Below are 23,468 nucleotides of genomic sequence, written 5' to 3' on the forward strand. Positions count from 1 at the left end.
TCCAATCATCATGCTTAGTGAGGACATCTGTATGCAGGCTTTGATCTTAGAACAGCAAGACGGCAAAACTCTGGCGTCGGTTCAATCCGTTGAGGAAAACCGTCTCCCGGAGGGGAACGTGACTGTGGATATCGACTGGTCCAGCCTGAACTATAAGGATGCTCTCGCCATCACGGGCACCGGGAAAATCATCCGCAATTTTCCGATGATTCCGGGAATTGATTTCGCAGGTCACGTGCATTCCAGCGAAGATCCGCGCTTTCACCCAGGGCAGCAGGTGCTGTTGACCGGCTGGGGCGTGGGGGAAAACCACTGGGGCGGCCTCTCCACGCAGGCGCGCGTCAACGGCGACTGGCTGGTGCCGATGCCAAAAGGTCTCGATGGTCGCAAAGCGATGATCATTGGCACCGCCGGTTTCACTGCGATGCTGTGCGTGATGGCGCTGGAAGAGGCTGGCGTTCGCCCGGACTCCGGTGAAGTGGTCGTGACCGGTGCCAGCGGTGGCGTGGGCAGTACCGCAGTGACGCTGCTGCACAAACTCGGATATCAGGTTGCTGCTGTTACCGGGCGCGAAAGCACACATGATTACCTGCGTTCACTGGGCGCAAACCGTATTCTGGGACGCGAAGAGTTCAGCGAAAGCCGTCCACTGGAAAAACAGGTCTGGGCGGGTGCGGTGGATACCGTGGGCGATAAAGTGCTGGCGAAACTGCTGGCACAGATTAACTACGGTGGATGCGTGGCGGCCTGCGGTCTGGCGGGTGGTTTCTCGCTGCCAACAACCGTGATGCCATTTATCCTACGTAATGTGCGTCTACAGGGCGTGGATTCCGTGATGACGCCGGCGGCGCGTCGCACGCAGGCATGGGAACGTCTGGTGCGTGATTTGCCGGAGTCCTTCTTCAGCCAAAGCGCCACCGAAATTACGCTTGATCAGGCACCGGAGTATGCCGGAAAAATCATTAGCAACCATTTCCAGGGCCGGGCGCTGGTGAAAATAGCTTAATCTTCAAATTTTCGTGACATATTCGCGATAACCCGACTCCTCCGTCATGCTTAGAAAAATGCATGCCGGAGGATGCCATGAAAAACAGAAAACTGACGGAAGCCGATGTAACGGCCGAATCTGTCTTTATGCTACAGCGCCGCCAGATCCTGAAGATGCTCGGTATCAGCGCTACCGCCCTTACCCTTACCCCCAACGCCCATGCCGACCTGCTTGACTGGTTCAAGGGTAACGATCGTCCAAAAGCCCCCTCTGGCCAGCCGCTAACCTTTACCAAACCCACACAGTGGCAGAATAAACTTGCGCTGACGCCGGAAGATAAAGTGACGGGCTATAACAATTTCTATGAATTTGGCCTCGATAAAGCCGATCCCGCCGCCAATGCCGGGAGCATGAAAACCGATCCCTGGACCTTAAAAATTGAGGGCGAAGTCGCCAAACCGCTCACTTTTGACCATCACGATCTCACGACCCGTTTTCCTCTTGAGGAGCGTATTTACCGGATGCGTTGCGTTGAGGCGTGGTCGATGGTGGTGCCGTGGATCGGTTTCCCGCTGCACAAACTGCTGGCGATGGCCGAGCCCACCAGCGATGCCAAATATGTCGCTTTCCAGACGCTTTACTCGCCAGAGCAAATGCCAGGGCAGAAAGACCGCTTTATCGGTGGCGGGCTGGAGTATCCGTATGTCGAAGGGCTGCGCCTCGACGAGGCCATGCATCCGCTGACGCTGCTGACCGTCGGGGTATATGGCAAAGCGCTGCCGCCGCAAAACGGTGCCCCCATCCGTTTAACGGTGCCATGGAAATATGGCTTCAAAGGGATTAAATCGATTGTCAGCATTAAGCTCACGAAAGAGCGCCCGCCGACCACCTGGAACCTTGCCGCGCCGGGCGAATATGGCTTTTTCGCGAACGTTAACCCGCACGTCGATCATCCGCGCTGGTCTCAGGCGACCGAGCGCTTTATCGGTTCCGGCGGCGCGCTGGACGTGAAACGCCAGCCAACGCTGCTGTTCAATGGCTATGCCGACGAAGTGGCCTCACTCTATCGCGGGCTGGACTTGCGGGAGAATTTTTAAGTGCGCTTAACCGTAAAACAGATCACCTGGCTAAAAGTGCTATTACATCTGGCCGGTTTGCTTCCTTTTATATGGCTGTTCTGGGCAGCCAGTCAGGGCTATTTCAGCGCCGATCCGGCCAAAGATATTCAACACTTTACCGGTAGGATGGCTCTGAAATTTTTGCTGGCAACCTTGCTGGTTTCCCCACTGGCGCGCTACGCTAAACAGCCATTATTGATACGAACACGACGCCTTTTAGGGCTATGGTGTTTTGCCTGGGCGACGGTCCATCTCACCAGCTATACGTTGCTGGAGCTGGGCATTAATAATCTGGCATTGTTAGGCAGCGAGCTGGTATCGCGTCCGTATCTGACGTTAGGGATTATCAGCTGGGTGATTTTACTGGCGCTGACGCTCACATCGACGCAGTACGCACAGCGAAAACTGGGCCGACGCTGGCAACTTTTGCATAACTTCGTCTATCTTGTGGCGATCCTGGCCCCGATACATTATCTGTGGTCGGTGAAGATTTTATCCCCTCAGCCTATTATCTACGCGCTGCTGGCTCTGGCGCTGCTGATATGGCGCTACAAGAAGTTCCGCCAGTGGTGGCGATAGTTCGCGAAACTGTGCGTATTCCCGCAGATTACTTATCAACCGCGCTTCTTTTATCAATTGCGGTTGATAATCTTCCCTGATAAGACCAGTATTTAGCTGCTAAATGCTACGAAATCGTTATAATGTGCGACCTTGGTTTTCCTGGAGGGGTTTTTCATCCCCTGAAAGGGTGACAATTGCGCATCGAAGGTATATTTTGTTTTTTACCCGAGAATCGCAGGAGATAGCGGCACAATGACTGGAAAGTTGCACATCTTAGTTTTGAACGGACCGAACCTGAACATGCTCGGTACCCGCGAACCCGAGAAGTACGGCACGCTGACATTAAGCGAAATTGTTAACCGTCTTGGGACGGAAGCAGCTGCGCTTAACGTGAGTCTTGACCATTTTCAGTCTAATGCGGAGTACGCACTCATCGACCGTATTCATCAGGCTAAAGACACTGTGGACTATATCCTGATTAATCCGGCCGCGTTTACGCACACCAGTGTTGCTATCCGCGACGCACTGCTTGCGGTAAGCATCCCGTTTATCGAGATCCACCTGAGCAATGTGCATGCCCGAGAGCCGTTCCGCCACCATTCGTATCTGTCGGATATCGCTGCTGGCGTTATCTGCGGACTGGGTGCTGACGGTTATTCATACGCTTTACAGACAGCGGTAAAACGCCTGTCACAATCACACTAAACAAGAGTACGGAACCCACTCATGGATATTCGTAAGATTAAAAAACTGATCGAGCTGGTTGAAGAATCAGGCATCTCCGAACTGGAAATTTCTGAAGGCGAAGAGTCTGTACGCATCAGCCGTGCAGCGCCAGCCGCTAGCTTCCCGGTCATGCAGCAGGCTTATGCTGCACCTGTGATGCAGCAGCAGCCTGCTCTGTCTAACGCAGTTGCCCCGGCAGCAGAAGCGCCGGCTGCAGCAGCCGCAGAAATCAGTGGTCACATCGTACGTTCCCCGATGGTTGGTACTTTCTACCGCACGCCAAGCCCGGACGCTAAAGCGTTCTGCGAAGTGGGTCAGAAAGTCAATGCAGGCGATACCCTGTGTATCGTTGAAGCCATGAAAATGATGAACCAGATCGAAGCCGACAAGTCAGGCGTTGTTAAAGCGATTCTGGTCGAAAGTGGTCAGCCGGTAGAATTTGACGAGCCGCTGGTCGTCATCGAGTAACGAGGCGAACATGCTGGATAAAATTGTCATCGCCAACCGCGGCGAGATTGCACTGCGTATCCTTCGTGCCTGTAAAGAACTGGGCATCAAGACCGTCGCTGTGCACTCAAGCGCGGATCGCGATTTAAAACACGTATTACTGGCGGATGAGACGGTCTGTATTGGCCCGGCTCCGTCCGTAAAAAGTTATCTGAATATCCCGGCAATCATCAGCGCCGCTGAAATCACCGGCGCGGTGGCAATCCATCCGGGTTATGGCTTCCTCTCTGAGAACGCCAACTTTGCTGAGCAGGTTGAGCGCTCTGGCTTTATCTTTATCGGCCCGAAAGCTGACACTATTCGCCTGATGGGCGACAAAGTGTCCGCAATCACCGCGATGAAGAAAGCAGGCGTTCCAACGGTACCAGGCTCCGACGGCCCTCTGGGCGACGATATGGATGCTAACCGCGCACATGCTAAACGCATTGGCTATCCGGTTATCATCAAAGCGTCCGGCGGCGGCGGCGGTCGTGGTATGCGCGTTGTACGCAGCGATGCAGACCTGGCACAATCCATCTCCATGACCAAAGCTGAAGCGAAAGCTGCGTTCAGCAATGACATGGTTTACATGGAAAAATACCTGGAAAACCCACGCCACATCGAAATTCAGGTGCTGGCTGACGGTCAGGGTAACGCAATCTATCTGGCAGAACGTGACTGCTCCATGCAGCGTCGTCACCAGAAAGTCGTCGAAGAAGCACCAGCACCGGGCATTACTCCGGAACTGCGTCGCTACATCGGCGAGCGTTGCGCCAAGGCGTGTGTCGATATCGGCTATCGCGGTGCAGGTACGTTCGAATTCCTGTTCGAAAACGGCGAGTTCTATTTCATCGAAATGAACACCCGTATTCAGGTTGAACACCCGGTTACCGAAATGATTACCGGCGTTGACCTGATCAAAGAGCAGCTGCGTATCGCTGCGGGTCAACCGCTGTCCATTAAGCAGGAAGAAGTCGTGGTGAAAGGCCATGCGGTCGAGTGCCGTATTAACGCCGAAGACCCGAACACCTTCCTGCCGAGCCCGGGTAAAATCACGCGTTTCCACGCGCCGGGTGGCTTTGGTGTGCGTTGGGAATCTCATATCTACGCGGGCTACACAGTACCGCCGTACTATGACTCAATGATCGGTAAACTGATCTGCTACGGCGAAAACCGTGACGTGGCGATTGCCCGCATGAAGAACGCTCTGCAGGAGTTGATCATCGACGGCATCAAAACCAACGTTGATCTGCAGGTTCGTATCATGAACGACGAGAACTTCCAGAATGGTGGAACGAACATCCACTATCTGGAGAAAAAGCTCGGCCTTCACGAAAAGTAAGACCGCATACGCGTTAAAAGGCCGGATATTCCGGCCTTTTTTATTTCTGGGGATCGCCTGTGTCCCATCATGTACAATCCCCGCTTTCTTCATCCACAAGGGACTTAAAATGGACAAGCGTTTTGTTCAAGCCCATAAAGAAGCGCGCTGGGCGCTGTGGCTGACCCTTCTCTATCTCGCTGCATGGTTAGTAACTGCTTACTTACCTGGTTCGGCTCCCGGAATTACCGGCCTGCCGCACTGGTTTGAAATGGCCTGTCTGCTGTTACCTCTGGTATTTACGCTGCTGTGCTGGCTGATGGTGCGTTTTATCTTCCGCGATATCTCTCTGGAGGATAGCGATGCAAACTGAAATCATCGCCGTTCTGGTTATCTATCTCTTTATTGTGTTTGGCCTCTCCGCTTACGCCATGCGCAAGCGCAGCACCGGTTCGTTCCTCAGTGAATATTTCCTGGGAAGCCGCTCGATGGGCGGATTTGTCCTGGCGATGACGCTGACCGCCACCTATGTCAGTGCCAGCTCATTTATCGGCGGGCCAGGTGCGGCGTACAAATATGGTCTCGGCTGGGTGCTGCTGGCGATGATTCAGGTGCCGACGATCTGGCTGTCGCTCGGGATTCTAGGCAAGAAATTCGCCATTCTCGCCCGACGCTATAACGCCATAACCCTCAATGACATGCTCCAGGCGCGGTATCAAAACCGGGCGGTGGTCTGGATCGCCAGCGTCAGTTTGCTGGTCGCCTTCGTCGGTGCGATTGCCGTGCAGTTTATTGGCGGCGCGCGGTTGCTGGAAACGGCGGCGGGAATCAAATATGAAAATGGCCTGATGATCTTCGGGATTACCATCGCGCTCTATACTGCGTTTGGCGGCTTCCGTGCCAGCGTGCTGAATGACACCATGCAAGGCATGGTGATGCTGATTGGCACCCTGGTGCTGCTGGTTGGTGTGATCTATGCGGCGGGCGGTTTGCACAATGCCGTTGAAACCCTGGAGCAGATCGACCCTAAACTAGTCAGCCCGCACGGGGCCGACGATATTCTGACCCCGGCGTTTATGACCTCGTTCTGGGTGCTGGTCTGCTTTGGCGTCATCGGCCTGCCCCACACGGCGGTGCGTTGTATCTCCTATAAAGACAGCAAAGCGGTGCATCGCGGGATTATAATCGGCACGATCGTGGTGTCGCTGTTAATGCTGGGAATGCATCTGGCGGGGGCTTTAGGCCGCGCCATTCTTCCGCATCTGACCGTGCCGGATCAGGTCATTCCGACATTAATGGTGCAGGTCTTGCCGCCATGGGCCGCCGGGCTGTTCCTTGCCGCGCCGATGGCAGCGATCATGTCGAACGTCAATGCGCACCTGCTGCAGGCCTCGGCAACAATCATTAAAGATCTGTGGCTCAGCGCGACGCCGACTAAAATGCGTAATGAGCATCGCCTGAAGCGCATTTCGACCTGGACCACGCTGGTACTCGGCATTCTGATGATGCTGGCCGCCTGGCGTCCACCGGAGATGATCATCTGGCTGAACCTGCTGGCATTCGGCGGGCTGGAAGCGGTGTTCCTGTGGCCGCTGGTGCTGGGCTTGTACTGGGAGCGCGCGAATGCTGCGGGCGCGCTGAGCGGGATGATTGTTGGTGGCGTACTCTACGCGGTACTCGCCACCTTTAAGATTCAGTACCTGGGCTTCCATCCGATTGTGCCTTCGTTACTGTTAAGTTTGCTGGCGTTTGTGGTGGGGAACCGTTTTGGTCAGCCCGTCCCACAGGCCGCCGTCATTTCTACTGATAAATAAAGAGTTTTGCCATGCCGTGGATCCAACTAAAACTGAACACAACCGGTGCCAATGCCGAAGAACTGAGTGACGCGTTAATGGAAGCGGGTTCAGTTTCCATTACTTTCCAGGACACGCATGACACGCCGGTGTTTGAGCCGCTGCCAGGCGAAACCCGTCTGTGGGGCGATACTGATGTCATTGGTCTGTTCGATGCCGAAACCGACATGAAAGAGGTCGTGGCGATCCTGGAAAATCACCCGCTGCTGGGCGTTGGTTTTGTGCATAAAATCGAGCAGCTGGAAGATAAAGACTGGGAGCGCGAGTGGATGGATAACTTCCACCCGATGCAGTTCGGTAAACGTCTGTGGATCTGCCCTAGCTGGCGTGATGTGCCTGACGTGAACGCCGTGAACGTGATGCTCGACCCGGGCCTGGCGTTTGGTACCGGCACCCACCCGACCACCTCCCTGTGCCTGCAATGGCTTGATGGGCTGGATCTGGAAGGCAAAACCGTGATCGACTTCGGTTGTGGCTCCGGGATCCTGGCGATTGCGGCACTGAAACTGGGCGCGGCCAAAGCTATCGGGATCGACATCGATCCGCAGGCGATCCAGGCCAGCCGCGATAACGCGCAGCGCAATGGTGTTTCCGATCGTCTGGAGCTGTATCTACCGGATAGCCAGCCAGAGGTCATGAAAGCCGATGTGGTGGTCGCGAACATCCTGGCAGGCCCGTTACGTGAACTGGCACCGTTGATCAGCGTGCTGCCCGTTGAGGGCGGTCTGCTGGGTCTGTCCGGTATTCTGGCAAGCCAGGCTGAAAGCGTATGCGAAGCCTACGCCGATCTCTTTGCTCTTGATCCTGTCGTCGAGAAAGAAGAGTGGTGTCGCATCACCGGCAGCAAAAAGTAATTCAGACTTTCCGGCGTGGGTCTCTTCCCACGCCGTTTCTGCGCTCTCTCTCCCCCCAGCATTACAGTGGTTAGCCGGTGACATGTCAGCGGTGAAATGGGGCTTCTACACTTACCTGCATAAACTTCTGTCGAAGAACCACACCTGCTGGCGTCTTAAGCAACGTAGCTGAAGTTCACTCATACGAGCATCACGAAAATACCCCTCCGGTACAGTCGCTCAACGGTCGCATTGCGGTTAAATTATGTTCTGCAGGTAAACTGCGATCATGTTCTAAAATGAGACGCAGATCGCAAAGAAGGCCGATAATCTGCTGCTTAAAACAGCAGATTATCCCGATTAAGTGATTCATTTATTCAGAAATGATGAGAAGTTACGGGAAATTGTAAGCGCCCATAAAATAACCGTAACGGCATAACGTAATGATTTAAATGATTAATAATTCCCTTCAACCCTGCTGAGCAGCAATTCCTTGATCTGTAACAGCGGATTGTTCAAAGTTTGGCCTTTCATCTCGTGCAAAAAATGCGTAATATACGCCGCCTTGCAGTCACAGTATGGTCATTTCTTAACTCATGCGCATCGGACACTACCAGCTTAGAAATCGCCTGATCGCAGCCCCTATGGCAGGTATTACTGACCGGCCTTTCAGGACGCTGTGCTACGAGATGGGAGCAGGATTAACCGTTTCCGAGATGATGTCGTCTAACCCGCAGGTTTGGGAAAGCGACAAGTCCCGTCTTCGGATGGTGCATATTGACGAGCCAGGTATTCGAACCGTGCAAATTGCCGGAAGCGATCCTGAAGAAATGGCGGAAGCCGCGCGTATTAACGTTGAAAGTGGCGCCCAAATTATTGATATCAATATGGGTTGCCCGGCAAAGAAGGTGAATCGCAAGCTGGCAGGTTCAGCTCTTCTGCAATACCCCGATCAGGTGAAGTCGATCTTGTTGGGGGTGGTTAACGCAGTGGACGTTCCCGTTACGCTGAAAATTCGCACTGGTTGGGCGCCGGAACACCGTAACTGTGTAGAAATTGCCCAACTGGCCGAAGACTGTGGTATCCAGGCCCTGACCATTCATGGACGCACTCGCGCCTGTTTGTTCTACGGCAATGCGGAATATGACAGCATTCGGGCAGTTAAGCAGAAAGTTTCCATTCCGATTATCGCGAATGGCGACATAACTGACCCGCTTAAAGCCAGGGCTGTGCTCGACTATACAGGGGCAGATGCTCTGATGATAGGACGTGCGGCTCAGGGAAGACCCTGGATCTTTCGGGAAATCCAGCATTATCTGGACACTGGAGAGTTGCTTGCTCCCCTGCCTCTGGCAGAGATTAAGCGCTTGCTTTGTTCGCATATTCGGGAACTGCATGACTTTTACGGTCAGGCAAAAGGGTACCGAATTGCGCGTAAACACGTATCCTGGTATCTCCAGGAGCACGCTCCAAATGACCAGTTTCGGCGCACATTCAACGCCATAGAGGATGCCAGCGTACAGCTGGAGGCGTTGGAGGCATACTTCGAAAATTTTGCGTAAACAGAAATAAAGAGCTGACAGAACTATGTTCGAACAACGCGTAAATTCTGACGTACTGACCGTTTCTACCGTTAACTCTCAGGATCAGGTAACTCAAAAACCCCTCCGTGACTCGGTAAAACAGGCACTGAAGAACTATTTTGCTCAACTGAATGGTCAAGATGTTAATGATCTGTATGAGCTGGTATTGGCTGAAGTTGAACAGCCACTGTTGGACATGGTGATGCAATACACCCGCGGTAACCAAACCCGCGCAGCCCTGATGATGGGTATCAACCGTGGTACTCTTCGTAAGAAGCTGAAAAAGTACGGCATGAACTAATTTCGATTAGCTAAATGCTTGTTTAAAAAGGCGCTACTCGGCATGGGGATGCGCCTTTTTTATTGCCACAATCTGAACCGTCAAGGCTTTGTAAACCTTGCATGACCCCGCTTTTAAACGCCCGCTTTTCGTGTATATTTCCCCCACCTCACTGGACCTCTTCCTGAACACGGAACGACACAATGATTCGTAAATACTGGTGGCTGGTTGTCTTTGCTGTCACGGTTTTCCTCTTTGATACACTGCTGATTCAGTGGATCGAATTGCTGAGCACCGAAACCGACAAGTGTCGCAATATGAATTCCGTGAATCCGCTTAAACTGGTGAACTGCTCAGAGCTGGAATAAGCCGCGAATATCATTAAAAAGCACCTTAACACCCATTAAAAACGGGGATTTAAATCCCTTTTCGTCATTCCGTTCCGGTGATAATGTCACTGCCCTTTCAGGCGCTTTCGCATAACCTCTCACTGAGAATGAGTTAAACCCACCATGCTGGTTAGCCAATACAACCAAATCCTCGTTGTCGTCTCCTTCGTTGTTGCCATCCTTGCTGCCTATACCGCGCTCAACATGGCCGCGCGCGTTGCGGGCAGCCAGGGTATTGCTGCACGCGTGTGGCTGGCGGGCGGCGGCGTGGCGATGGGAATCGGCGTGTGGGCGATGCATTTCATTGGCATGCTGGCGATGGATCTCTCCATGCGCATGAGCTATAGCCCGACGCTAACGGTGCTCTCAATGATCATCGCTATCGGCTCGTCGATGTTTGCACTTTGGCTGGTCAGCGGCGAGCAGCTGCGGTTACGCCGTCTGCTGCCGGGCGCTTTAGTGATGGGCACAGGCATCGTCGCAATGCATTACACAGGTATGGCCGCGCTGGAAGTCACCCCAGGCATTATCTGGGACAAGACCTGGATTGCGATCTCGGTAGTGATTGCGCTGGCGGCCTCACTTGCGGCGCTGTGGCTGACCTTCCGGCTGCGCCATGAAGCCGCGCAGGTCGCGCTGATGCGCCTGGGCGCTGCGATAACGATGGGCATTGCCATCGCGGGTATGCATTACGCGGGAATGAAAGCGGCGCAATTCCCGCTCTCCACTGAGATGCATCACCACGGAATAAACGGCAGCTGGCTGGCCGTGCTGGTCAGCGTAGTTGCGCTCTCTATCCTTGGGATCACGTTGCTGGTGTCCATGCTTGATGCTCGCCTGCAGGCCCGAACCGCTCTGTTGGCCTCATCCCTGGCAGAAGCCAATCGTGAGCTGGCCCAACTGGCGCTTCACGATACGCTGACCCGTTTACCGAATCGCGTTTTGCTGGAAGACCGTCTCGATCAGGCAATCAGCAAGGCCGACCGCGAAGGGACCCATTTCGCACTGATGTTTATGGACCTGGATGGCTTTAAAACGGTGAATGATGCCTACGGCCATGATACGGGCGATAAATTATTAGTCGCAGTCACCGAGCGGCTGCTGCTACCGCTGAAAGGCCAGTTCACCCTCGCCCGCATCGGCGGCGACGAGTTTGTTTTGCTCGCGGAAGTCGGTGGCCCGGATGATGCCGCTTCGCTTGCCAATGCGCTGGTCCGCGCCATTGACAGCCCTTTCAATGTCGAACTTTACGAGCTGGTCGTGACCGTCAGTATCGGTATTGCGCTCTATCCTCACGACGGAAAATCCGATCGTGAGCTGATGTTCAACGCTGACGCGGCGATGTATCACACCAAACATATGGGCCGTAATGGTTATCACTTTTTCCAGCCGTCCATGAACACACTGGCGCAGACGCATTTACAGCTGATGAACGATCTGTGGCTGGCGATCGATCGCGATGAGCTGCGCCTGCACTATCAGCCGAAATTCCACGCGCCGGCCGGGCCGATTCTGGGCTTTGAGGCTCTCCTGCGCTGGGAGCATCCGAAACAGGGGCTGCTGAGTCCCGACATGTTTCTGCCACTGGCCGAAAAGACCGGGCTTATCATCCCGATTGGAAACTGGGTGATCAACGAAGCCTGTCGTCAGCTGCGCGAGTGGCACCTTCAGGGGCATAAGGCGTGGTCGATGGCAGTCAATCTGTCTACGCTTCAGTTCGAACAACCCACGCTGGTTAAAACTGTGCTCGACTGCCTGGCGCAGCACCATTTACCGCCAGAATCACTGATTCTGGAAGTGACAGAAACCACCGCAATGCACAATCCGCAAGAGAGCGTCAGGATCTTAACGGAACTGACGAATGCAGGCGTGAAGGCCTCTATCGATGATTTTGGTACCGGCTATTCGAGCCTGCTCTATCTGAAGCAGCTTCCCGCCTGCGAGCTGAAAATCGATCGTGCGTTTGTGAAAGATCTCAGCGGGAAAAGCGATGATGCCACTATCGTCTCCGCCATTGTCGCGCTGGCGAAAACGCTGAATCTGAAAGTGGTCGCTGAAGGCGTGGAAACGGAAGCCCAGCAGCAATTCCTCACGGAGCTTGGCTGTAATACGCTTCAGGGATATCTGTTAGGCAAACCTGTGACGGCGCAGACCGTCGAGGAGCTGTGCAACAACGCCGATGAATTCAAAAACTACCTGCCTTCATGAGGCAACAGAATAATTTTCCGGTAACGTGCGAGTCATATTGAGCGTCGCCAGAATATTGTCCACCAGCGCCGGAGCTTGCTGGTAAAGATTGAAATTCTCACTGTTCATTAACCAGTTTTTAATTAACCCGCTAAAAAAACCGTGAAAAACAATCAATGTCATATCGATATTTATAAGTGGTGAGATGATGCCACTCGCCATCCCTTTCTCCAGCAACACGCGGACGTTTTCATAATTAAAACCAATTCGCTGACGAATTTCGCACTCTGATGTCATTTCATTATTAAATTCACATTTGTGATACAGAATTTGTAAGAGTGCACGCTGTCGGGGGCTTCGGGAAATATATTGCAACGCCGCGACAAACTTTTCGCGTAGAACACATAAAGGGTCGTCATTCTGTGACAAGGAAAGTTGCTCATGAATTAAATCGCATAAAGGTATCTGTTGTTCCCAGATCGCATTGAAGATTTCCGCTTTGCTGGAGAAGTGCCAGTAAACCGCGCCACGGGTTACGCATGCGGCATCTGCGATATCAGTCAGCGTGGTGCTCGCCACTCCGCGCGTCGAAAACTGGGTAATGGCGGCTTCGATCAGCTGCTGTCTCGTTTTCTGTGCATCTTCTTTTGTTTTACGCGCCATCGCCTCTTACCCATTACCTGAACAGTTCGCCACGTAACCAGAAATATCTCGTCGCGGAAGTATTCCCTAACGGGGGATTTTATTCTGATCAAAAAAAGTCAATTGCGTTAATCAATAATTACAACAAATGAATTAACATCATTAAATTCATAAACTATATAAGTAACGCTGGATGATATTTAAACCTGAGTGCTTCGCACCATTACTATATCGTTGATTCGCCACACCAGACTCTGGTTTTTATCTGAATAACCTGTTCGCCGCACTTATAAATTAAAAAGCATCAACGTACCTCATTATGATGTGCGCTGGATTTCTGACTCTTTGCCCCGCGATCCTTTTCACAACCTCACGGCAAATATCAGTTTATTGTTTTTAAAGGAACAGTAATGAAGAAACACTTCAGGCTTTTACCCTTATCCGGTTTTATTGTCTGCTCCGCACTGCTTGCTGGCTGTGATGGTTCTGATAATGCGCAGCAAGGCGCGCAGGTGCCCCAGGTCACTGTCTTTGTCGTGAAAAGCGCGCCACTGGCAGTCACCACGAAACTGCCAGGACGCACGGATGCGTTTCGCGTCGCTGAAGTCCGCCCGCAGGTGAGCGGTATTATCCTGCGCCGTAACTTTGTCGAAGGCAGCGATGTGAAAGCGGGCGATTCCCTGTATCAGATCGATCCGGCGTCCTATCAGGCCGCCTTTGACAGTGCGAAAGGCGAGCTGGTGAAAGCTGAAGCGGCGGCAAACATTGCCCATTTGACCGTGAAACGGTATGTCCCTCTGGTGGGCACACAATATGTCAGCCGACAAGAGTATGACCAGGCAGTCGCCAACGCCAGACAGGCCGATGCCAGCGTAACGGCTGCGCAAGCGGGCGTCGAAACAGCACGCATCAATCTCGCCTATACCAAAGTGTCATCACCGATTAGTGGACGAATTGGGAAATCCAGCGTCACCGAAGGCGCTCTGGTGACAAACGGCCAGGCTTCGGCACTGGCAACCGTGCAGCAACTCGATCCGATCTATGTGGATGTCACCCAGTCGAGCAATGACTTTATGCAGCTGAAGCAGTCCAGCCTGCAAAAAGGTGACGGCACCAGCAGCGTGCAGCTGTTGATGGAAAACGGCCAGCCTTACGCCGAGAACGGTACGCTGCAGTTCTCTGATGTCACAGTGGACGAAAGCACCGGCTCCATTACCCTGCGTGCGGTTTTCCCGAATCCTAAACATATGCTGCTACCGGGCATGTTTGTGCGAGCCCGCATTGATGAAGGCGTCCAGCCGAATGCCATTCTCGTTCCACAGCAGGGCGTCACGCGTACTCCTCGTGGCGATGCCACCGTACTGGTCGTGAACGCCAAAGAACAGGTTGAAACGCGTAGCGTGGTGGCACCTCAGGCCATTGGCGATCGTTGGCTAATCACGAACGGGTTGAAGGAGGGCGATCGCGTCATCATCAGCGGCCTGCAAAAAGTGCATCCTGGGGCCACGGTAGTTGCCACGCCTGATTCCGCCGCGACGAAAGCCAGTTAAGGGAATAATCAATGGCTAACTTCTTTATTCAAAGGCCGATTTTTGCCTGGGTACTTGCCATCATTCTGATGATTGCGGGTGGGCTGGCGATTCTCAAACTGCCTGTGGCTCAGTATCCCACGATTGCGCCACCCGCTGTTGCCGTCACAGCCGTTTACCCTGGTGCGGACGCACAAACGGTGCAGGATACGGTGACGCAGGTTATCGAACAGAACATGAACGGTGTCGATAACCTGATGTACATGTCATCCACCAGTGATTCCGCGGGAAACGTGACCATTACCCTGACCTTCCAGTCAGGCACCGATCCTGATATCGCGCAGGTACAGGTTCAGAACAAACTTCAGCTGGCGATGCCGCTGCTGCCGCAGGAAGTGCAGCAACAAGGGATCGGCGTGAAGAAATCCAGCAGCAGCTTCCTTCTGGTCGCGGGTTTTGTGTCTGATAACAAAAGCCTGACCCAGGACGATATTTCAGATTACGTTGCATCTAACGTGAAAGACACCATCAGCCGAACTTCCGGTGTGGGCGATGTTCAGATGTTTGGTGCGCAGTACGCGATGCGTATCTGGCTCGACAGCAATGCCCTGAATAAGTATCAGCTGACACCGCTGGATGTAATTAATCAGCTCAAAACCCAGAACAACCAGATTGCTGCCGGTCAGTTAGGCGGAACGCCGTCGGTTCCGGGCCAGCAGCTTAACGCCTCCATCATTGCGCAAACGCGACTGAAAACACCGGAAGAGTTTGGCAAGGTCACACTGAAAGTGAACCAGGACGGCTCAATGGTGCATTTGAAAGATGTGGCCCGTATTGAGCTTGGCGGCGAAAACTACAATATGGTGACCAAGATTAACGGCCAGGCGGCTACTGGTCTGGGTATCAAGCTGGCGACAGGCGCCAACGCGCTGGACACAGCCGCTGCCATTAAATCAAAACTGGCCGAACTGCAGGCCTTCTTCCCGCAGGGGCTGAAGGTTGTCTACCCTTACGACACCACGCCGTTTGTGACAATTTCGATTCATGAAGTGGTTAAAACCCTGTTCGAAGCGATTATCCTCGTCTTCCTGGTGATGTATCTGTTCCTGCAAAACTTGCGCGCTACGCTGATTCCAACCATTGCTGTGCCGGTCGTATTGCTGGGTACCTTTGCGGTGTTGGGCGCATTTGGGTTTTCCATCAATACCCTGACAATGTTTGGCATGGTGCTGGCAATAGGTTTGCTGGTCGATGACGCCATCGTCGTCGTGGAAAACGTCGAACGCGTGATGGCGGAAGATAAGCTGCCGCCGAAAGAAGCAACGCAGAAGTCGATGGAGCAGATTCAGGGCGCGCTGGTTGGTATCGCGATGGTGCTTTCAGCGGTGTTCGTGCCGATGGCCTTCTTTGGTGGTTCCACCGGTGCTATCTATCGTCAGTTCTCCCTGACCATCGTTTCGGCAATGGCGCTTTCCGTCCTTGTTGCCCTGATTCTTACCCCTGCCCTCTGCGCCACGCTGCTGAAACCCGCAGCGGAAGAGCACCACGCGAAAGGCGGTTTCTTTGGCTGGTTCAATAACGTCTTCGATAAGAGCGTGGACCATTACAGTAACAGCGTGAGCGGCATTTTACGCAAAACCGGGCGCTATCTGGTGATTTATGTGCTGATTGTTGCTGGTATGGCGGTGTTGTTCCTACGTTTACCAACCTCCTTCTTACCCGACGAGGATCAGGGCGTATTCATGACCATGGTCCAGCTGCCCGCGGGTGCCACGCAAACCCGAACGCAGCAGATCCTGGATCAGGTGCAGCAATACTATCTAACCAAAGAGAAGGCCAACGTCGATTCGGTCTTTACGGTTAACGGTTTTAGCTACAGCGGCCAGGGGCAAAACTCCGGCATGGCATTTATCAGCCTGAAACCGTGGGATGAACGTCCGGGAGCTGAAAACGGAGTCGCCGCAATTGTCGGTCGCGCATCGATAGCCTTCAGTCACATTAAGGATGGGATGATCTACCCGTTCAACCTGCCTGCAATTATCGAACTGGGCACGGCTACCGGGTTTGACTTCGAACTTATCGATCAGGCAAACCTTGGGCATATCGAGCTGACAAAAGCACGTAATCAGCTGCTTGGTATGGCGAAAGAGCACCCAGACCTGCTCGAACGTGTGCGCCCTAACGGGCTGGAAGATACCCCGCAGTTCAAACTGGATGTGGACCAGGAGAAAGCGCAGGCGCTGGGAGTCAGTCTATCTGATATCAACCAGACGATTTCAACCGCGCTCGGCGGGACTTATGTGAATGACTTTATCGATCATGGTCGTGTGAAGAAAGTCTATGCGCAGGCCGACGCTCCGTTCCGTATGTTGCCGGGTGATATCAATAACCTGTACGTTCGCAGCACCAACGGCGAAATGGTGCCTTTCTCCGCGTTTAGCACCTCGCGCTGGATTTCAGGTTCACCGCGCCTTGAGCGCTACAACGGTATGCCTTCGATGGAAATTGTGGGTGAATCCGTGCGGGGTAAGAGCTCGGGTGAAGCGATGGCGATGATGGAAAGTATGGCGCAAAAACTGCCTTCCGGTATCGGTTACGACTGGACGGGGATGTCATATCAGGAACGTCTCTCTGGCAACCAGGCACCTGCGCTATACGCCATTTCGCTGATTGTGGTGTTCCTGTGTCTGGCTGCGCTCTATGAGAGCTGGTCGATTCCGTTCTCCGTTATGTTAGTCGTGCCACTGGGGGTGATTGGTGCGCTGCTTGGCGCCTCGTTAAGCGGGCTGAACAATGACGTCTATTTCCAGGTTGGGCTTCTCACCACCATCGGGCTTTCCGCGAAAAACGCCATTCTGATTGTAGAGTTCGCGAAAGACCTGATGGAGAAAGAAGGTAAAGGGGTTATCGAAGCCACCCTTGAGGCATCCCGTATGCGTTTGCGCCCCATCCTGATGACGTCACTGGCGTTTGTTCTCGGTGTACTGCCGCTGGTAATTAGCCGTGGTGCGGGCAGTGGCGCGCAAAACGCCGTGGGCACAGGGGTCATGGGCGGAATGCTCTCGGCAACGCTTCTGGCTATCTTCTTCGTTCCCGTATTTTTCGTGGTCGTCAGACGACGGTTTAATCGAATCAATAAGTAAAACAAAGATAAAGGCGTCATCCGGCGCCTTTTCTTATTCTTTTGCACAGAACATTAGCACGCAAATTATCATTGTATTATTATACCTGTGAATAATCGTTAACTTCCTCGCGGCGTAAAATCTATTATTCGTTCCATACTTCCTCCATAAATTCATGCCATTCTGTTTTTTTCTCCATGATTTTTACAATCCACATAATTTGAGATTATTCACCCTGCTGTTGTAGATAGTTGTAGTGGTAAAATGACCATCAGCTCGATAAATACTCTATTGGTTTTATAGCGAGCCAGTTTTAATTCTGAGGTAACATCATGAAAAGATTCATTTGCGTTGCAACTCTCGCTGCGCTTCTTGCCGGTTGTGCGCACGACTCTCCGTGTGTGCCGGTGTATGACGATCAGGGCCGTCTGGTTCATACCAACACCTGTATGAAGGGCACAACCCAGGATAACTGGGAAACTGCAGGGGCAATCGCCGGTGGTGCCGCCGCTGTCGCTGGTCTGACGCTGGGTATCGTCGCATTAACGAAATAATGCTTTCCTGCAAAAGCGCGGTGCTCCCGCGCTTTTGCTTCAAACCGGTGCAATGATTTCCTGATACGTTAAAAAAACTCCCCTTTTCCAACTGCCTCTCATTATTAATATCTGATTCTTCTCACATCTTTTTTGTCGCCTCTTTTTAATTACATATTCCAGCGTGATACTTTTCACAATTCAATTACATTAAATATCCTGCCAATATTCACGCCAGAAACTACCATCCTGAATTAACTCACGTGCTAACAACTTTTGCTCTGATTTGTGGCGTAGGTTGTGATTTCGCACCATTTCGGGGCGCTCGATTTATTTATCCCTGTCTACACTCTGCATTATGCGTTCAATTCTCTCTTTTTCAGCCGAACGCAAAACTGGCATTACGTTTGCTTTATAAACGTCGGCCAACGCCACAGACAGGTAAAAGCGTTTTAAAACGACTTTCTATAACGATAAATTTCGCCACACAGGATGCATTATGAAAAAGACGATGTTAGCCAGCCTGGCCGCAGCGGGCATGTTGTTTGCTGTAGCGGGACAAGCTCATGCCGGCACAACGCTGGATGCCGTTAAAAAGAAAGGCTTTGTACAGTGCGGTATCAGTGATGGGTTACCGGGCTTCTCTTATGCCGATGCGAACGGAAAGTTCACCGGTATTGATGTCGATGTATGCCGTGGCGTTGCAGCAGCCCTCTTCGGGGATGACACCAAAGTAAAATACACCCCTCTGACGGCGAAAGAGCGCTTTACCGCTCTGCAGTCTGGCGAAGTGGACATGCTTTCTCGTAATACCACCTGGACTTCATCGCGTGACGCGGGCATGGGAATGTCCTTCACCGGCGTTACCTATTATGACGGTATCGGCTTCCTGACCCACAACAAGGCGGGACTGAAGAGCGCCAAAGAGCTCGACGGGGCGACGGTGTGTATTCAGGCAGGCACTGACACCGAGCTGAATGTCGCCGACTATTTCAAAGCCAACAACATGAAATACACGCCAGTCACCTTCGACCGCTCTGATGAATCCGCTAAAGCGCTGGAGTCTGGCCGTTGCGATACGCTGGCGTCAGACCAGTCTCAGCTGTATGCCCTGCGCATCAAGCTGAGCAACCCGGCGGAATGGATTGTTCTGCCAGAAGTCATCTCGAAAGAACCTCTCGGCCCGGTCGTACGCCGTGGCGATGAAGACTGGTTCTCCATCGTTCGCTGGACGCTGTTCGCTATGCTGAACGCCGAAGAGATGGGCATCAACTCGAAAAACGTCGATGAAAAAGCCGCTAATCCATCAACACCAGATATGGCGCATCTTTTGGGTAAAGAGGGTGATTTCGGCAAAGATCTGAAACTGGATAACAAGTGGGCTTATAACATCATTAAACACGTCGGTAACTATTCAGAGATCTTCGAGCGCAACGTGGGATCGGAAAGTGCACTGAAGATCAAACGTGGCCAGAACAACCTCTGGAACAACGGCGGCATTCAGTACGCTCCGCCGGTACGTTAAGTTTTAGCTGTAACGGGCACCGCATCTGTGGTGCCCAGTCCAGAGTCATGGTTACCGAGGTTTCTTTATGTCCCATCGCCGCTTAGCCGTAAAAGGAAAACTTTCCTTTTCTCATCCCGCGGTCCGCGCCTGGCTATTCCAGATAATTGCTGTTGTCGCCGTCGTGGTCGTCGCGATTTATTTAATTCATAACACTGTTACCAATCTGAGCAATCGCGGCATTACTTCGGGCTTTGCCTTCCTGGATCGCAGCGCTGGTTTTGGCATTGTGCAGCACTTGATTGATTATCAAGAGGGAGACACATACGGAAGAGTGTTTCTGGTCGGCCTGCTGAATACGCTTCTGGTCTCTGCGCTGTGTATTGTGTTTGCTTCGTTTCTGGGCTTTTTCCTCGGACTTGCGCGCCTTTCGGAGAACTGGTTATTACGCAAACTCTCGACGATTTATATTGAGACGTTTCGCAATATTCCGCCCCTCCTGCAGATCTTCTTCTGGTATTTCGCCGTACTGCGCAATTTACCCGGCCCGCGCCAGGCCGTTGATGCCTGGGATCTCTTTTTCCTAAGTAATCGCGGTCTCTATATTCCCTCGCCGCTGGCGGGCGAAGGGCTGTACGCGTTCTTGGCAGCCATCGTTGTTGCTATCGCCATTACGATTGGGCTTTTTCGCTATAACCGTACACTTCAGATTAAAACCGGGCAACTTCGCAGAACATGGCCAGCAGGCGTTGCATTGATCGTGGGTTTACCGCTGCTCGCACACTGGACCTTCGGTGCTGCGTTGCACTGGGATATTCCACAGCTGCGTGGTTTTAATTTCCGGGGTGGGATGGTGCTGATCCCAGAGCTTGCGGCGCTGACGCTGGCGCTGTCGATTTATACCTCCGCATTTATTGCCGAAATCATTCGTTCTGGTATTCAGGCAGTACCCTATGGGCAGCACGAAGCCGCGCGATCACTCGGATTACCAAATCCGGTGACCCTGCGCCAGGTGATCATCCCGCAAGCCTTGCGCGTGATCATCCCACCGTTGACCAGTCAGTATCTTAATATTGCCAAAAACTCCTCGCTGGCGGCGGCCATCGGTTATCCCGACATGGTTTCCCTTTTCGCCGGAACCGTGCTTAACCAGACCGGGCAAGCTATCGAGACTATCGCCATCACCATGTCCGTCTATCTGATTATCAGCCTGACGATCTCATTACTGATGAATATCTATAACCGTCGCATCGCCCTGGTTGAGCGCTAAGGAACCATGATGACAAAAGCCGTATTGTCACAGCCCTCGCGCCCGTCCAGCGCCGGAAGCTGGCGTTTCATCGCCTGGGCACGCAAGAATCTGTTCTCCTCATGGAGCAACAGTCTCCTGACGATCGTCAGTTTATGGTTGATTTGGGAGCTGATTCCCCCCCTGCTGAACTGGGCGTTTTTACAGGCAAACTGGGTAGGCTCTACGCGGGCTGACTGCACCAAGGCCGGTGCCTGCTGGGTGTTTATCCATGAGCGTTTCGGCCAGTTTATGTATGGTCTCTATCCACACGATCAACGCTGGCGCATCAATCTTGCGCTGGTTATCGGCCTGCTGTCGATCGCACCGATGTTCTTTAAAGGTCTACCGCGTCGTGGTCGCTATATTGCCTGCTGGGCAGTGGTCTATCCGCTGATTGTCTGGTTGTTACTGTACGGGGGAATACTGGGGCTGGAGCGTGTAGAAACACGCCAGTGGGGTGGGCTGACGTTAACCCTGATCATCGCTTCTGTTGGGATCGCCGGGGCGCTGCCGTTGGGTATTTTGCTGGCACTGGGTCGTCGTTCAACGATGCCGGTGGTACGCATTCTGTCGGTGATCTTTATCGAGTTCTGGCGCGGTGTACCGCTGATTACCGTTCTGTTTATGTCCTCGGTGATGCTGCCGCTGTTTATGGCGGAAGGCACCACGATCGACAAACTGATCCGCGCCCTGGTGGGGGTCGTGTTATTCCAGTCAGCGTATGTTGCAGAAGTGGTTCGCGGCGGGCTTCAGGCGCTGCCAAAAGGTCAGTATGAGGCTGCTGAATCGCTGGCACTGGGTTACTGGAAAACCCAGGGACTCGTGATCTTACCCCAGGCGCTCAAGCTGGTTATTCCGGGGCTGGTGAACACTATTATCGCCCTGTTTAAAGATACCAGCCTCGTGATCATCATTGGATTGTTTGATCTTTTCAGTAGTGTCCAGCAGGCCACAGTCGACCCGGCCTGGCTGGGAATGTCTACCGAAGGCTATGTTTTTGCAGCACTTGTGTACTGGATTTTCTGTTTCAGTATGTCGCGCTATAGCCAGCATCTGGAAAAGCGCTTTAATACCGGGCGTACGCCGCATTGAGGAATTTATGAGCAAAATAACGATGACCCCCGCTGACGCGATGATTACGCTGGAAAACGTTAATAAATGGTACGGGCAGTTTCATGTTCTGAAAGATATCAATCTGAAGGTAAAGCAAGGTGAACGTATCGTCCTGTGCGGCCCGTCAGGTTCAGGTAAATCTACGACGATTCGCTGTATTAACCATCTTGAAGAGCATCAACAAGGGCGCATCGTTGTTGATGGAATTGAGCTGGATGAAGATATTCGCAATATCGAACGAGTCCGCCAGGAAGTGGGTATGGTATTCCAGCACTTCAATCTGTTCCCCCATTTGACGGTATTACAGAACTGCACACTGGCGCCTATTTGGGTTAGAAAGATGCCTAAAAAAGAAGCTGAGGCGCTGGCGATGCATTATCTGGAACGGGTACGCATTGCTGAACATGCGAATAAGTTCCCCGGACAGATATCGGGTGGTCAGCAGCAGCGTGTCGCTATCGCGCGATCCTTGTGCATGAAACCTAAAATTATGCTGTTTGATGAACCGACTTCAGCCCTCGATCCTGAGATGGTTAAAGAGGTGCTGGATACGATGATTGGTCTTGCCCAATCGGGAATGACAATGCTCTGTGTCACGCATGAAATGGGCTTTGCCAGAACAGTGGCAGACAGGGTGATCTTCATGGATCGCGGGGAAATTGTCGAACAGGCTGCACCGGAAGAGTTTTTTGCCCATCCGAAATCTGAAAGAACGCGAGCATTTCTGTCCCAGGTGATTCATTAATCAATGATAGTTGCCCGGTGGCATTTGGTTGCCGGGCAAAAGGTGTCTGGCAACGTTCTCATCTGATATTTCGATGTATAAACGCAAAAAGGCCATCCTTGCGGATGGCCTTTTCACTTATTTGATGTCTGGCAGTTCCCTACTCTCACATGGGGAGACCCCACACTACCATCGGCGCTACGGCGTTTCACTTCTGAGTTCGGCATGGGGTCAGGTGGGACCACCGCGCTAAAGCCGCCAGACAAATTCTTTTACTATTGCCGAACTTCAACCACGTATTAAGTGGTGCTGATACCCAGAGTCGAACTGGGGACCTCACCCTTACCAAGGGTGCGCTCTACCAACTGAGCCATATCAGCACGCTAAATTTGATGCCTGGCAGTTCCCTACTCTCACATGGGGAGACCCCACACTACCATCGGCGCTACGGCGTTTCACTTCTGAGTTCGGCATGGGGTCAGGTGGGACCACCGCGCTAAAGCCGCCAGGCAAATTCTGTTATCAACACGCATCTCTGCGCATTAATTAATCTGTATCAGCTGAAAATCGTCTGTCTCTGCTTCGCCAAAACATCTTCGGCGTTGTAAGGTTAAGCCTCACGGTTCATTAGTACTGGTTAGCTCAATACATCGCTGCACTTACACACCCAGCCTATCAACGTCGT

At 52.7% G+C, this 23,468-nt stretch carries 21 protein-coding genes, 1 tRNA gene and 2 rRNA genes; 20 read left to right on the plus strand and 4 right to left on the minus strand.

Going from position 1 to position 23,468, the window contains the following annotated elements:
* Nucleotides 1–31 precede the first annotated feature (31 nt).
* The 13 genes from C0560_RS18665 (at nt 32) to C0560_RS18725 (ending at nt 12,346) form a co-directional block, all read left to right on the plus strand.
* Nucleotides 32–1,006, plus strand: a complete 975-nt coding sequence (locus C0560_RS18665) for an MDR family oxidoreductase (protein WP_123428210.1) — start codon at nt 32–34, stop codon at nt 1,004–1,006.
* 77 nt (nt 1,007–1,083) lie between these two features.
* Nucleotides 1,084–2,085 carry a protein-methionine-sulfoxide reductase catalytic subunit MsrP gene (msrP, locus tag C0560_RS18670; protein ID WP_123428208.1) on the plus strand — a complete coding sequence of 334 codons (1,002 nt, stop codon included), beginning with the start codon at nt 1,084–1,086 and terminating at the stop codon, nt 2,083–2,085.
* The gene (gene msrQ / locus C0560_RS18675; RefSeq protein WP_100778682.1) at nt 2,086–2,685 is read left to right on the plus strand and encodes a protein-methionine-sulfoxide reductase heme-binding subunit MsrQ; all 600 of its coding nucleotides are present in this window, start codon (nt 2,086–2,088) and stop codon (nt 2,683–2,685) included.
* A 234-nt stretch (nt 2,686–2,919) separates the two neighbouring features.
* Entirely contained in the window at nt 2,920–3,372 is a 453-nt protein-coding gene (gene aroQ, locus C0560_RS18680) for a type II 3-dehydroquinate dehydratase (protein ID WP_100778681.1), read from the plus strand.
* A 21-nt stretch (nt 3,373–3,393) separates the two neighbouring features.
* Nucleotides 3,394–3,861 carry an acetyl-CoA carboxylase biotin carboxyl carrier protein gene (accB, locus tag C0560_RS18685; protein ID WP_100778680.1) on the plus strand — a complete coding sequence of 156 codons (468 nt, stop codon included), beginning with the start codon at nt 3,394–3,396 and terminating at the stop codon, nt 3,859–3,861.
* A 10-nt stretch (nt 3,862–3,871) separates the two neighbouring features.
* The gene (accC, locus tag C0560_RS18690; protein WP_100778679.1) at nt 3,872–5,221 is read left to right on the plus strand and encodes an acetyl-CoA carboxylase biotin carboxylase subunit; all 1,350 of its coding nucleotides are present in this window, start codon (nt 3,872–3,874) and stop codon (nt 5,219–5,221) included.
* A gap of 109 nt (nt 5,222–5,330) precedes the next feature.
* The gene (locus C0560_RS18695) at nt 5,331–5,573 is read left to right on the plus strand and encodes a YhdT family protein (protein ID WP_102105524.1); all 243 of its coding nucleotides are present in this window, start codon (nt 5,331–5,333) and stop codon (nt 5,571–5,573) included.
* Entirely contained in the window at nt 5,563–7,014 is a 1,452-nt protein-coding gene (gene panF, locus C0560_RS18700) for a sodium/pantothenate symporter (RefSeq protein WP_123428205.1), read from the plus strand. Before C0560_RS18695 ends, panF begins: the two co-directional genes overlap by 11 nt.
* A gap of 11 nt (nt 7,015–7,025) precedes the next feature.
* The gene (gene prmA / locus C0560_RS18705) at nt 7,026–7,907 is read left to right on the plus strand and encodes a 50S ribosomal protein L11 methyltransferase (protein WP_123428203.1); all 882 of its coding nucleotides are present in this window, start codon (nt 7,026–7,028) and stop codon (nt 7,905–7,907) included.
* Nucleotides 7,908–8,482: 575 nt separating this feature from the next.
* Complete coding sequence (gene dusB, locus C0560_RS18710; RefSeq protein WP_123428201.1) at nt 8,483–9,448, plus strand: tRNA dihydrouridine synthase DusB; 966 nt, start codon at nt 8,483–8,485, stop codon at nt 9,446–9,448.
* Between the two features lie 25 nt (nt 9,449–9,473).
* The gene (gene fis / locus C0560_RS18715) at nt 9,474–9,770 is read left to right on the plus strand and encodes a DNA-binding transcriptional regulator Fis (protein WP_000462905.1); all 297 of its coding nucleotides are present in this window, start codon (nt 9,474–9,476) and stop codon (nt 9,768–9,770) included.
* A 182-nt stretch (nt 9,771–9,952) separates the two neighbouring features.
* Complete coding sequence (locus C0560_RS18720) at nt 9,953–10,117, plus strand: DUF2556 family protein (RefSeq protein ID WP_100778674.1); 165 nt, start codon at nt 9,953–9,955, stop codon at nt 10,115–10,117.
* Nucleotides 10,118–10,261: 144 nt separating this feature from the next.
* On the plus strand, nt 10,262–12,346 hold the full coding sequence (locus C0560_RS18725; protein WP_181826930.1) for a bifunctional diguanylate cyclase/phosphodiesterase: 2,085 nt from the start codon (nt 10,262–10,264) through the stop codon (nt 12,344–12,346).
* Here C0560_RS18725 and envR read toward each other — a convergent pair.
* On the minus strand, nt 12,341–12,988 hold the full coding sequence (gene envR / locus C0560_RS18730) for an acrEF/envCD operon transcriptional regulator (RefSeq protein ID WP_123428198.1): 648 nt from the start codon (nt 12,986–12,988) through the stop codon (nt 12,341–12,343). The two genes, C0560_RS18725 and envR, sit on opposite strands and share 6 nt — an antisense overlap.
* A gap of 389 nt (nt 12,989–13,377) precedes the next feature.
* Here envR and C0560_RS18735 point away from each other — a divergent pair, with 389 nt between their 5' ends.
* From C0560_RS18735 to C0560_RS18765, 7 genes are all read left to right on the plus strand, one after another.
* A complete protein-coding gene (locus C0560_RS18735; protein ID WP_248859239.1) occupies nt 13,378–14,517 on the plus strand; it encodes an efflux RND transporter periplasmic adaptor subunit in 1,140 nt (379 codons plus the stop codon).
* A gap of 11 nt (nt 14,518–14,528) precedes the next feature.
* Nucleotides 14,529–17,639, plus strand: a complete 3,111-nt coding sequence (locus tag C0560_RS18740) for an efflux RND transporter permease subunit (RefSeq protein ID WP_248859241.1) — start codon at nt 14,529–14,531, stop codon at nt 17,637–17,639.
* A 311-nt stretch (nt 17,640–17,950) separates the two neighbouring features.
* On the plus strand, nt 17,951–18,172 hold the full coding sequence (locus tag C0560_RS18745; protein WP_015960684.1) for a lipoprotein: 222 nt from the start codon (nt 17,951–17,953) through the stop codon (nt 18,170–18,172).
* A gap of 478 nt (nt 18,173–18,650) precedes the next feature.
* Nucleotides 18,651–19,676 (plus strand): amino acid ABC transporter substrate-binding protein, encoded by a 1,026-nt coding sequence (locus C0560_RS18750; protein ID WP_107702739.1) that lies wholly within the window; start codon nt 18,651–18,653, stop codon nt 19,674–19,676.
* Between the two features lie 67 nt (nt 19,677–19,743).
* A complete protein-coding gene (locus C0560_RS18755) occupies nt 19,744–20,925 on the plus strand; it encodes an amino acid ABC transporter permease (protein WP_181826933.1) in 1,182 nt (393 codons plus the stop codon).
* Between the two features lie 9 nt (nt 20,926–20,934).
* Entirely contained in the window at nt 20,935–22,038 is a 1,104-nt protein-coding gene (locus C0560_RS18760; protein ID WP_248860311.1) for an amino acid ABC transporter permease, read from the plus strand.
* Between the two features lie 7 nt (nt 22,039–22,045).
* Nucleotides 22,046–22,804, plus strand: a complete 759-nt coding sequence (locus tag C0560_RS18765) for an amino acid ABC transporter ATP-binding protein (protein WP_100778666.1) — start codon at nt 22,046–22,048, stop codon at nt 22,802–22,804.
* A gap of 126 nt (nt 22,805–22,930) precedes the next feature.
* Here C0560_RS18765 and rrf (C0560_RS18770) read toward each other — a convergent pair.
* The 3 genes from rrf (C0560_RS18770) to rrf (C0560_RS18780) all read right to left on the minus strand — a co-directional run bounded on the left by rrf (C0560_RS18770) (nt 22,931) and on the right by rrf (C0560_RS18780) (nt 23,293).
* A 5S ribosomal RNA gene (gene rrf / locus C0560_RS18770) occupies nt 22,931–23,046 on the minus strand.
* Nucleotides 23,047–23,087: 41 nt separating this feature from the next.
* A tRNA-Thr gene (locus C0560_RS18775) sits at nt 23,088–23,163 on the minus strand.
* A gap of 14 nt (nt 23,164–23,177) precedes the next feature.
* Nucleotides 23,178–23,293, minus strand: a 5S ribosomal RNA gene (gene rrf, locus C0560_RS18780).
* Nucleotides 23,294–23,468: the final 175 nt, after the last annotated feature.

Origin of the sequence: Lelliottia sp. AC1 (genome assembly GCF_023278595.1) — a bacterium.
In the GTDB taxonomy this organism is placed as follows: domain Bacteria; phylum Pseudomonadota; class Gammaproteobacteria; order Enterobacterales; family Enterobacteriaceae; genus Enterobacter; species Enterobacter nimipressuralis.